Origin of the sequence: Flavobacterium sp. DSR2-3-3 (assembly GCF_049896585.1) — a bacterium.
GTDB lineage: Bacteria > Bacteroidota > Bacteroidia > Flavobacteriales > Flavobacteriaceae > Flavobacterium.
Genome location: NZ_JAFCUP010000005.1, coordinates 155,451 through 167,628 on the forward strand (window position 1 = coordinate 155,451; position 12,178 = coordinate 167,628).

The 12,178-nt window shown below is 28.5% G+C and carries 11 protein-coding genes; 1 reads left to right on the forward strand and 10 read right to left on the reverse strand.

From position 1 onward, the window contains the following. Positions 1-37: 37 nt before the first annotated feature. The 10 genes from ACP7AQ_RS08605 to ACP7AQ_RS08650 all read right to left on the reverse strand — a co-directional run bounded on the left by ACP7AQ_RS08605 (position 38) and on the right by ACP7AQ_RS08650 (position 10,218). Positions 38-1,864, reverse strand: a complete 1,827-nt coding sequence (locus ACP7AQ_RS08605; RefSeq protein ID WP_426095157.1) for an ATP-dependent helicase — start codon at positions 1,862-1,864, stop codon at positions 38-40. Continuing rightward, positions 1,851-3,602, reverse strand: coding sequence for an AAA family ATPase (locus ACP7AQ_RS08610; protein WP_426095158.1), 1,752 nt, complete (start codon positions 3,600-3,602; stop codon positions 1,851-1,853). Before ACP7AQ_RS08610 ends, ACP7AQ_RS08605 begins: the two co-directional genes overlap by 14 nt. 240 nt (positions 3,603-3,842) lie before the next feature. After that, positions 3,843-5,120, reverse strand: coding sequence for a tyrosine-type recombinase/integrase (locus ACP7AQ_RS08615; protein ID WP_426095159.1), 1,278 nt, complete (start codon positions 5,118-5,120; stop codon positions 3,843-3,845). A 32-nt stretch (positions 5,121-5,152) separates the two neighbouring features. Then, entirely contained in the window at positions 5,153-5,506 is a 354-nt protein-coding gene (locus ACP7AQ_RS08620) for a hypothetical protein (protein WP_426095160.1), read from the reverse strand. A 74-nt stretch (positions 5,507-5,580) separates the two neighbouring features. Next, entirely contained in the window at positions 5,581-6,477 is an 897-nt protein-coding gene (locus ACP7AQ_RS08625; RefSeq protein WP_426095161.1) for a hypothetical protein, read from the reverse strand. 635 nt (positions 6,478-7,112) lie between these two features. After that, complete coding sequence (locus tag ACP7AQ_RS08630) at positions 7,113-7,358, reverse strand: hypothetical protein (RefSeq protein WP_426095162.1); 246 nt, start codon at positions 7,356-7,358, stop codon at positions 7,113-7,115. A 211-nt stretch (positions 7,359-7,569) separates the two neighbouring features. Further along, positions 7,570-7,878, reverse strand: coding sequence for a hypothetical protein (locus ACP7AQ_RS08635; RefSeq protein ID WP_426095163.1), 309 nt, complete (start codon positions 7,876-7,878; stop codon positions 7,570-7,572). A 21-nt stretch (positions 7,879-7,899) separates the two neighbouring features. Then, positions 7,900-8,712, reverse strand: a complete 813-nt coding sequence (locus ACP7AQ_RS08640) for a DUF5131 family protein (protein WP_426095164.1) — start codon at positions 8,710-8,712, stop codon at positions 7,900-7,902. Between the two features lie 120 nt (positions 8,713-8,832). Then, on the reverse strand, positions 8,833-9,150 hold the full coding sequence (locus ACP7AQ_RS08645; protein ID WP_426095165.1) for a hypothetical protein: 318 nt from the start codon (positions 9,148-9,150) through the stop codon (positions 8,833-8,835). 339 nt (positions 9,151-9,489) lie between these two features. Beyond that, the gene (locus ACP7AQ_RS08650; RefSeq protein ID WP_426095166.1) at positions 9,490-10,218 is read right to left on the reverse strand and encodes a hypothetical protein; all 729 of its coding nucleotides are present in this window, start codon (positions 10,216-10,218) and stop codon (positions 9,490-9,492) included. A 113-nt stretch (positions 10,219-10,331) separates the two neighbouring features. On the opposite strand from ACP7AQ_RS08650, the gene ACP7AQ_RS08655 reads away from it, so the two are divergent. Then, entirely contained in the window at positions 10,332-12,167 is a 1,836-nt protein-coding gene (locus tag ACP7AQ_RS08655) for a WG repeat-containing protein (RefSeq protein ID WP_426095167.1), read from the forward strand. The last annotated feature ends 11 nt before the right edge of the window (positions 12,168-12,178 follow it).

Below are 12,178 nucleotides of genomic sequence, written 5' to 3' on the forward strand. Positions count from 1 at the left end.
AATAATAAAAAATTTTACTTTTTAATAAGCATTGAACTTAAATCAAAGGCTTTAAAAATCTTGAAATTGTTCGTGCTTTATAGTCTCCCCAAGGCATTAATCTGTTTTTTGGATATGTAACATATAAAAATCTTTTAGCTCTAGTAAAAGCCACATATGTATTGTTCTTTTCTTGTTGCAACTCTTCGCCTCCTTTGTTTACCGCCCTAAAATCTGGAAATGTCCCATCATCCATACCTATTAAAAAAACAATTTCGCTTTCTTGCCCTTTCATCGTATGCACAGTGCTTAAACAAACACCTAAATCTTTATTACTCGAATTATTTGTTAAGCCTAAAGCTATTGCGGATTTGAAACCATCTAACGAGGGTTTTAGATTTTGTTTTTTATATTGAATCAATTGGTTTGAAAAATCGTTCAATTCATCTAAAGTTAGCTTCTTCTCATCATCATCACCTATTACTTCAGTAAATAGTTTTTTTAATGCTTCAACCTTCAAATGAAGGTTCTCAATTGAAGTCTCAGTTACTATTTCCTTAATGTTTATGGAAATTGGAAATTTAGAAGTTTGAAGTTCATTAGAATTAAATACGTCATTTACTTTCAAAATGTCTTCTAGTTTCTTTTGATGAAGTTTATCAAGAGGATTAATTTTAACTCGAAAGTATAAATCAAAAATCTTCATTGAAGCCGAACTAAATTTAATTCCTATATTTCCAGATTTGAAGTAATAAGGTATATCTTCTTCTATAAGTAGTTTTTCAACATCTTTGAATACAAATTTATTTCTACCTAAAACAGAAATTTTATCGTATGTAATTTCACCCTCAATATCATTGTGGAATTTTAAATTAACTGATTTTTTGATTCCATTTATTACCAGTTTAGCTTCATCAATTTCTGTATCAGCAGGCTGAATTTGAAAAGCTCCTTTAATCACGTAGTTAATTGCTTCAACTTTTAGTTCCATTAAAACATTTGAAGCTTCAATCACAGATTTTGAGCAACGATAATTTTCATCAAGTGAAATTTTTTGAGCGTTGAAATCTGCCACAAAATCTTCTTGCATAAATGATGATGCAGAACCGTTAAAACCATAAATTGCTTGATTTGGGTCACCAACCATCATAACATTTTTAATCATGTTACCACATAATGACTTCAAAAGAAAATATTGAAGTTTATTTAAATCCTGACATTCATCAATACATACAAAAGAGTATGCTTTACGATATAAATTTGCAACTGACTCATTATTTGTGAAAAGTTCATAAACCAGCTTTATTATATCATCAAAATCGATAGCATTATTGGATTTTAACAAGTCTTGATATGTTTCGAATAAATACTGATATTCTATGTTCTCTCCACTTTCTGCTAATTCTTCTGCTGAAATAAGTTCTCGTTTTACCTCTGAAATAAATTGTAATGCATTATAAGTGTATTCGTTTTTTTTCTTTGCTTCTAAATTATCGTATATCTCTGTAAAAAAAGGAACAGATTTGATTGCTTGTTTAATTAATTCTAATCTATCAGAATCATCTTCAAAAATATGGGGCATTCTATTATACCCCAAAAGCTTAAATCTTAATTCAAGTATGGATTGACAAAAACTATGGAAAGTACCAACAAAGACTCTTTTGTTGATATTATCTGACGCACCTAGTCTATCTCTAATTTCAGCCGCAGCCTTATTAGTAAATGTAATTGCTAATATTTTACCATCTACAGTTTCAGATAAACGTTTTATCCTTTCGGTTAAAACTCTCGTTTTACCACTACCTGCACTCGCTAAAACTAAGTAAGCCCCTTCGTTTAAGCCTACGATATTCTTTTGATTTGGTGATAAATTAATTTGAGACATTGATTGTTGGGTTTATTATTAAATTAACTTTTTCAAACAACTCAGTTATTTTAGCAGGCAATTCTTTTTCAGACTTATACAACTCATATCCAATCAATGGAGCAAATTGTGTTTTTAATCTTATAACCAAGCCATAATAATTTTCATTAGGAATTTGGTCTAATTCACGTGTTTTTGCTTCTCTGTGTCTTTCATTGGCGCAATCAGAAAGAATTAAGCTATAGTATGCATTCTTTACTTCTTCCAAATACCCATTATCGCAAAGTTCTTTTTCGAAATCATTTCCTTGATTTAAAAAAACTACTTTATTCATATCATTAGCTTTAGATTTACTAATCTGAATGGTCACAGTTTCGTTTGCTTCGATTTCATTATCGCTAAAAATTAGATATGGTATATTAAACGCTTCGAAAAACCTTATAAAGGGTAAGTAATTACCCGAACCATTAACTCCGATAAAATCAACTCCCAATTCAATTGTTCCCTTATTGAAGTATCGTTTAATTGTTATTGGCAGAGCTTGTTCTTCAGTTTCTCCTTCAGATAGGATAACTAATTTTGAAAAAAATAATTCACCCCTAGTGTTTATAACCTGACGATGTATTTTTCTAATATCTTCGGAGGTGAAATCTGCTTCAATAAACTTTCCTATGGATATATTATTTAATGTTTTACAAATACTTCTTATTTCCTTTAATTTGGCACTTCCAGCAATATAGCTAGAATGAGTAGCTACAATTTTTTGCCCAACAATATTATTAATTTGGGAATATAGCTTTTTTTGAGCGTTTGGATGCAAATGTGATTCAGGCTCTTCAGTTGCAATTATAGGATAATAAGCGACTTGACTATCCTGAGCTAATTTCATGTTCTGCAAAATGAATGCCTTTAGAATTAACAAGGAAGACCAACTTCGAGTCCCCATTCCGTGGTATTCCATAGAAAATTGAGAATAATTAATGTTAATTCCTTTATTTAGGTCTCTCAACTTTTTTGTAAATGGTGTGATATTTACTGTATTGTTAGGATTATCCATTGCGGTATCCAATTCTTGCAATGTACTATGAAGATTTGTTAAGACATCACTCCTGCCAATTGTCTCTTCATTTAGCTCTTTTATAAGTTCCTCAATTAATGCTTTATCACCATCGTCATAGTTTATAGATGACAGGATTTTACCAAGAAATGAAGTTTTTGACTTCAGGTCCTCTAAGATATCTCTATTTGCGTCTAAGTAGAAAAATGGAATCTCGTCGAAATAAAAACTTAAAGAAGTTTCATAATTTTTTTGATACCAATATTCATCATTTTCATTTTTGAATTCAACCCATTCATCAATAACAAATTGCTTTTTTTTAAACGTTTTTCTGATTAGATTTTCGTCTATTACAGTTCTAAAAGCTAGTATCTGACTACCACTAGAATCAAAACTAATCCTATTCTCCGTAAAAACTGTAGCCCAACTATCTTCAAATTCAGCCTGTTGATTACCATCTATATCTACACTAATAAACAGTAAGTCAACAATTATTTTATTTCTATTAATAGCTTCGGAATAGAAAAAATCATCATCAGTAATTTGAAACGAATTAGACAATGCCAGTTGTATCGCTTTTAAAAGAGTTGTTTTCCCTGCATTATTTGTGCCTACAAGAACCGTTGTAGCTTCAAAATCAATTTCAATATTATCCAATCCTCTAAATCCGTGTACTCTTACTTGCTTTAGTAGTATTCCCATTTTTATAATTTTCAACTGGAGTTAGATTAAAATAAAATGCCTCAAAACTCAGCAAAATAGACATCCAAACTAGGTTAATAGTTGTTAAATTTAACAACTAACATTGTGCAAAATCTTGGTTTTTCTTTCAAAAAAACGAATTTATGAAAATTACTATTCAAAACACTTTATATCATGTAGTTTTTTCAAACGTTTCAGTTATTGATTCAAACTTTTTAAGTTATTATTTAAACATGAATATTAGTCATTAAAATACCCAAACCCCATTTTATTAATTTCCTTTACAACCTGAACCTTATCAATATAATTGTTTAACGTCACTTTTACAGACCTTTGATATCCCAAAGATTCAATAAAACCAGTCTGAGTATGCAATTTGGTTAAAAATGTTTTTCGCAAATGCTTAATGCTAAAATCGTCAGATAGTCCCGCTTTCTTTCTAAAAAAGGTAAACGAATGGCTTACCTGAGTCTTCAGAGTTTTTCTAGAAATATTATAATCATCAGCAATCAAATATTTATCAGCACCTAAATATTTCTTATACTCCAATCTATTCAGTAAGTTTTCTAACTCAATTGAGGTTGGAATCATTACTTTTTTAGGCTCTTTGGTATTATTCCAATTATGAGCTCTTTCAAATTTCAAATCTGTACCAACTAAATGTTGAATATTTCCATCATTATCTAGAACAATATCGGAGAACTTTAAAACCATCGTTTCCTCAATCCTCATGCCTGTATAGGCTACTAATTCAATTGCGTCTCTAGTATAAGGTCTGTACATGTTTTTTCTTCGTCCATTCGGATGTATTTCAATAGAGTTCTCACCTGATATCACTCCTAATAATTTTTTAAAATCATCATCCTTAATGCTAGTTGGGTTCATGCTTTCATACTTCAATTTTATTTTTCCGAAATAATTTTGAAGATTGAAGCCTTTATGGTTAATTAAAAAATTATTAAAATTCTTTAATGCCTTAGTGTTGTGATTATGGGTAGATGCCTTCTTGCAAGTCTCATCTAAATAATCATAGTATTTCCCAACTATAGCATCATTTAAATCATAAATTGTAAACTTATTGAGGTCAAACTTATTATCTTCTAGAAACTTACTAAATCTTACAATATACTGAACTGTCGTTGTTATATAGCCACTTGTACGGGGTCTTTGCTGATGCCTTGGAACATCAACATTTTCAAGCCAATCGGCAAACATCATGATATTGTCCTTAAGTAGTTCCATTTTTACTTCAACTTTAGGAGCCTTAGAAACGAAAAGAATTGGATTTGACAATTCATGTTTGAAATCAAGTAGTTCCTTAATCGCTTCATCATATTCCAATGCCTTCAAATCCCTCGTTTTGCGACTTCCATCTTGTCTAAATATTGCTTTGTACTTCTGTCTATCAAACGGGTGTTTACAGCCTTTATATGTATCTTGTGAAACCTCAATTAGTTTGTTGCATTTCTTACAGACCACATGCAAACCAGTAAATTTTTTATATTTCAATATTTTCATAGTTTATAATTTAGATTTAATGCGAGTGTAATTTATTTAAGTGACCCGCCAAATAATTTTGAGGATAATTTGCCTTTTGGGACATAGCCTGTTTTTTCTTTAATTGTATTTGTTGTACTCAAATCCAACATTTTATGTAGCTCACCTTTATTATATGCCTCATAATATTCAATCCAACTATCACCATGTTTTAGTTTTAATTCTTTTATCAAAGGCATATTATAAGCTAGTTCAAATTCAAATTCATTTACAAATTCTCCAGATGAATTTCTATATATCGGCAAATGGCTTTTTATACACCAAGTGCGAATACTTCTTTTATCTTTTCTATTTATCAGATTAGATAAATTACTGAGATACATTCTGTTTTTTAGTGTTGAGTGCATTTGTTACTTTGTATTTATTGCTATCTATAATCGTGTGCATTTTATCAAATTGGAACAGATTTTATTATTATTTTTTAGATATTAAGCTGTTTCTTTTCAAATTGTTTTAACGTTTCATAATTATCAAGTGTCACATCTCCAAACTTTATTTTTTTGATTTTAAGGTATTCATTTAAGTCGTAACAGTTAAGTTGAAATGAATCTGTAACTGCATCGTTTTTGTCTATTGTAAAAAGTTTTAATTGTGTCCCTAGTCCAGAATAACTCAAGTTAACTCCATGAATGTTTTCCAAAAGGTCTTCATTGTCAAACTCAAGAGTTTTTATTTCCCATATATTCTCATTGTAATAAAAGAATTTGTCCAATGCCTTTTTATCTACAGTATATAAGGCTTCAAATTCTGAATCATCTGAAATTAATTGTTTTGCAAATTCTAATTTTCTTTTGGTTAAGTATTCATGTACATTAAAATCTATATTGGTTGAAGTGGTTTCCACACCTTTTTCAACAGACTCTTTTTTAAGATTATCTTCTTGGTTAACTTCGATAATACCATCACTTTCATTTGATATCTGTTCAAAAAAATCGGTTTCTTTTTCAATGAATTCCATCTTTGGCACTTCAGAAAGAACTTCTTGGATAAAATTCCAGTTGATATTTATAATTCTTCTTTTTATCAACTCACCATTTTTATTTTTTTTAGAAAAGGTTATACAGTTGATATAATCTTTTTTTTCCAAATGTGGTATCGATTTCTCAATTTGAGTTATATCCAAAAATGTATGTTTGCTTATCCATTTGTTTGAATAGGTTATTTTTATATTGCTTTTATCGTAATGAATGAGTTTCCTTAGTACGGATTCATGCACCCTAGTTATGTGGTATTTTTTATCTTTTGACATTGGTGACATGGACCAATATAACACATCAGAATAGCTGGTTTTATTTCCTTTTGTTTCTTGTTTTTTCATTTTATATGAATTTATTTTTTTGTCATAGTTGTAGATTATTCCTCTTTTCTAATAATAATATCAATTACTTTTTAGTAGGGGATAAATTGTGTTTTTAATTTCATTTTGTCTTTTGGTTGAGATGAATTGTCTTTTATCAAGGATGTTTTGGTTGAAGTCATTACCGAATTATACCATTATTACTATACTATAATACTTTTATCTAAATTGAAAAAGAAAACCTAAATTGAAAATAGAAACCTATTCTCCTTTTTGAAAATTTGTAACTTATAAATTTTTCTATTTATTAAATTTCATATTTCAATAATTAGAAAAATTAAAAGAATAATCTCAACTAGAATAATTGTGAAGCAACTTGAATACCATTGTTAAATTATAGTTTTATAAAAGATAATATCAACTGATAATCTTCTAAACAAAACCAATTCAACTAAATTTATTTAGAAGGGTCTTTAGAAGAACAAAATCAACGAAAAACCCTTTTAAATAAGAACATTCTCAGCCTTGCGGAGCAGTTCACTCAATTCCTTTTACAGTTGTCCAATCCACTGAAAGAAAAGCTATAGACCCCAACTTTCCACCCCCACTTTCGCTGGTTCCATTCAAAATTTATTGGCAGTTAAATTCAATAAAGATTATATAACACTTTCATCCTTTAGCTTTTTTAAAGTATTATTAAAACCTTTTAGTGTGAATGACATTAAAATTGGAAAATCATTTATATCAATACCAACTGATTTCAGTGCTTCATGATAATTATCCATATTTTTAATGTTTAAACCAAAATTATTAAAATACCAGATATTAAATTCTGTTCTATTTTCTAGTTTTTTTAGATTTTCAATTGAATCTTCTACTTTTTTGAAAATTTCTTTTTTCATTTTTTTTATTTTTTAATGTTAATAATATTCACTAGAAACCTAGGCTCACATAAAATGAGCTGCTTAAATTTTAGTTTTTTATTTGATTTACTTCTTCCCAAACTTGGAAAGTCGTTTTGTTTTATTTAGAGAATCAAAGAGGATTCTCTATTTATTGCATATATGAAATTGATAATCAAGGTGGTTTAAAATCATATAAAATGTATTTTGACTATGCAACTACTTTAAATTTCATTTTAAATAAGTTTTCATAATCCCCGACAGTCATATCCATTATTAATGAATTAATTCCGTCATTTGTATTTATGTAAACTCTTATAGCCATACTTCCATCTTTGTTTTTATGATACATCCCCAGTTGTATTGGATAGGCAAAATGAGGTACGTTATCTAAGATGCCTTCATTGATTAAATCATCAATATTAAAAGTTCTATTAAAGTTAGCTTTGATTGAATTTTCATTAATCTTTCTTAGTTCTTCAACTGTTACTGATTTTAATTTTTTCGTTTTTGTTTTCATTTTTGTTTGTTTTTAAATTATTTATTTTTGTTTATTTATTGGAAATTCTCTAATCATTAAGTCATCTGGAATTACTTTAATCTTATCAATCTGTTTAAAAAAAAATGGGACTCCTTTAGTTTTACAATCATCTCTAATCAATCTGGCCCAGTCACAATCAAAAGGTCTTTTCCCGTGACCGCTTTCACCACCACTTATAACCCAATCAACTAAATCTAACAAGACTCTTTCTTTGCCCTCAACCTTAGCCATCATGTCTATTTTATCTAATTGAGGCTCGACAGAAAGAAACCTTAGACCATTAACTTTCGAAAGTTGAACAATCAATTTATCAGCAGTTTCTTGGTTCACTGGTGATGTTCCAAACATTACATTCTTTGGTGGATTTTTCTTCCAGCTTTCTGGAATGTATTTGTTAATGTTTGATGGCCTCTTACTGAGCAACAGGAACATTAGATTTGGCGAATTGGGAACCACTTCATTAAAAAACTTATCTCTCAATTGTCCCGTATTCCAAAATTCGCTCTCTGCTTCACTATATGAAATTCCTTTGTGGTCCACTAGTGGCATCGGTTTTTCAAAAATGTCCATCATTGAACCGACAAAAACTCTATGGATTTCCCCAGCAGCTTCTGCCTGTTTTTGATATTTCTCGATTTCGTTCCAAACATTCTGTATTAATCTTCTTGGTTTGTCGTTGCCCCAAACGTCTTTGCCGTATCGTTTAGCTAAAGCTGATGCATAACAGTTATCGCAGCCCGCATGCACTTTTGTACAACCCCACCATAAATTTGCTGTGTGATGAGTCCATTCTATTTTACTATTTTCAGCCATGTTTTTTATTTATTAATTAAGGCACAAGAAGTCGACTACCCAGTTGATGGGCAATAAAATCTTCCTATAAAATTTGTTGTTATATCTTTTCAGAATTGAAAAGACGATTCGATTAGTTTATTAAACTACTTGTTTTAATTCAACTCCATTTCTCCCCATTTGTATTTTTGAATTGTATCCATTTTTCAACAATTCATCAAATTGTGCTCTATTCAATCCTCCCGTTCCGCTTGTTAATATGTCATGATACATGTTTGACTCGGCATATAATGCATATATACTCTCACACTTTCCAGAATTTGATTTGGAAGTTTTTTTAAGTTTATCATATTCCTCACCAGTTAGGAATAAAAGCTTGCCATAGTTTCCGTTTAAACTTGGGATTACTACACTGATTAATTGGAAATCATTATCTGTTGTTTTTATTGAATTTTTCATAGTTACAAATTTTAAGTTTGGGCAGTTCTTTTCCTGTCCATGTTTGAATAGATTTTTTGTTTTAATTTTTTTTTGTGATTCTGCTTTCCAGATTAGGAAAGTGTTGTGTGATAACTCTAATATCTATCGATTACTAGAATTCTGGGCTTAAAAACCTAAGTAGTGTTATTGTAAATCATATACATCATTTTATTAGTTAGTACTAAAAGAAACTTTTCGATTACTGTTTGTAATACTGTTCCTTACTCAACGATGCAAAGATGCTTTGGGTCAATTCATGGGTCAAAATTGAAACTGACCCATTTTTAAATAAAAATCATAACATACTTATTAATAGAACTATAACTTTATATTTTCTTTCGCTAAAAAATTATCCAATGATTTATTTTCGGATTCAGAAGTGATTTTATAGGAATCAGAAAGCAGATGTCTTGCATTATCTAAGCTTATTCCCATAGTTAATGCCAAAAGCTTAAATTTTGATTTCTTTTCTATTTCTAAATTTTTAAAGATTTCAACTATATTTAATAATTTCAGAAGCTTATATCTTTCAGATACGTTTAGTTTGGGCAACCCTTTTAAATCTAGCTCTACTTCTTCTATTTCAATTCTCGAGCTATTTTGTAAATGGTCTTGGTTAAAATCACTCTCTAATTTATACTCAAAATATTTTAGTTTGGTTTCCAAATCATTTTTCATTTCTTCTAGAATACCAATTTTAAAATCTATTATTTGGCAAATTTTGATGAAAATTTTTCCTAATTCACAATTTATATTTTTATACTTTGATTCTGATAATTTAATACGGTAACTATGATAACTACTATTGAGATTTTGTATGAAATTTGAAATTTCATCTAAAAAAACTACAAGCAAGTTACTGTCGCTTTTTTGATTTAATTGGGTCGTCAATTTTTGACGATACTCATCTCTTATGACTTCAAATATATTTTTATTTATTTTAAATATATTTTCTCCATTCACAAGACATTCTTGCTTATTTTCATTAAATTTTATCTCAAGATTTCCGATTTGATTAATCAAATTTTGAATTTCAATTACATTCATTGTTAAGTTTAAATTATTGTTAAACATTCCCTTATGCAAATGTTTAAAAATATTACCTATTAAATTCAATAAATCTAATATATTTATTGAATTTAAATTCTAAAATTAGAATCATGCCAGACAATTTGAAATGCAATTTTGTTGCATCTATAAAACAAAATGAAGGATTAAAATATGGTTTGATAAACCAAAATGGTGATTGGGTTATTTCACCAATATATCAAATCCTATATAAATTAAATAGCAAAGATTATTATTGCTTTTCTGATAATTACAGAACTGGCATTATTGATTCAAATAATAACATAGTTATAAAACCTAATTTCGAGGAATTATCATTAATGGATGAAAATGTTTTAGTACGATTAGAAGAAAAATATGGCTTAATAAATTTTAAAAGTGAATATTTAATTGAGCCGATTTATGATTCAATATCAGAATTCAAACACAAAAATCATTTTTGTGTTGAGAAAGAAAACAAGTATGGAATACTAAATATTGGTTCTGAAATTATTATTCCACTTTCGTATGATATAATGGGGGATTTAGATGAAGAAGGATTCATTATAGTAGGATTAAAAAATAAATTTGGATGCATAAATATAAAAGGGGAATTATTAATTAATTTAAATTTTGATTCCATTGATGGATTTGACTCAAAAGGGTATGCAAAAGTCAAATTAGAAGAAAAAGTTGGGTACATTAATCGTAAAGGAGATTGGATAATTTATCCAATTTATGATATTGTTTTTCCTTTCAATCACTATGAGTTTTCATGTGTATGTATTGATTCAAAATGGGGAGTTATAAATCGACAAGGCAAATGGGCTATACAGCCTAAATTTTCCAATTGTACATTTCAAGACGGAAAAAGTTTTATTGTTTGTCTTAATGAAAAATATGGATTGATAAATTTTGAAGGAAATTGGATAATAGAACCAAAATTTGATTTTCTATATCATTTTGATATTAACGATTTAGCTATTGCAGAAATTAAACATAAATCTGGGGTTATTAATAAAAATGGAGAATGGATAATTGAACCTTTATACGATTCTGTTATTCCATTTGATGACTATCAAAAAGTTAGAACATTATTGCTGGACAAATGGGAAAATATTAATCTAAAAAACAATTTGATTGTAAAACCTATATTTAGTGAAAAACGTGATGTTTATCTTTTCAATAATTTAGCTAAGGTGTTGATTAATAATAAGATTGGAATTATAGATTTAAAAGGTGAAATGTTACTTGAGCCAGTTTTAAATTATATCGGTAATTTTAATAAAAACGGATATGTAATTGCACAATCGGAAAACTTAAAATGGGGAATTTTAAATACTAAAGGCATTTGGAATGTTGAACCTATATATGATAGATTGGAAGCAATAGATGATTTAAATTATTCAAGAGCTACACTAAAAAACAAATATGGTTGGATTGATATCGATGGTAATTGGATTATACAGCCAGTTTTTGATGCCGAAGTATTTCAAAATGATAGAAACAGTATTGTAAAAGAACTTATTGTAGATGTATTTTCAGAAGAGTTGGTAGGAGTTAGTTTTTTTGAGGAAATCTCAACTTCCGAAATAGACTCATTTAATAAAAATATTGAATCAGAGTTTATTGAAAATTTGGAGTACCTAATTCTTTATAATGATTCGATTGACGAAAGTATTAGTTATGGCATCGCAATGGTTAAAAAAAATAACGATTTCTTCCTTATATTTAAAGAACACAGAAAAAAATTAATTATTTTTTCTCTAAATCCCAAATTGGAAGAAAATCGCATAGATTCATTGTACTTTGATGAAGAAAATTGCTGTTTAATTATTAATACAACTACCAAAAAAATAAAAAATAGTGTTGATTTGAAATTTTACAACATTCCTTTTATGGAATCATTAGTTAATTTTTACGATAATTTAGAGATTTATTTTAATTAGCTTTATTTTTC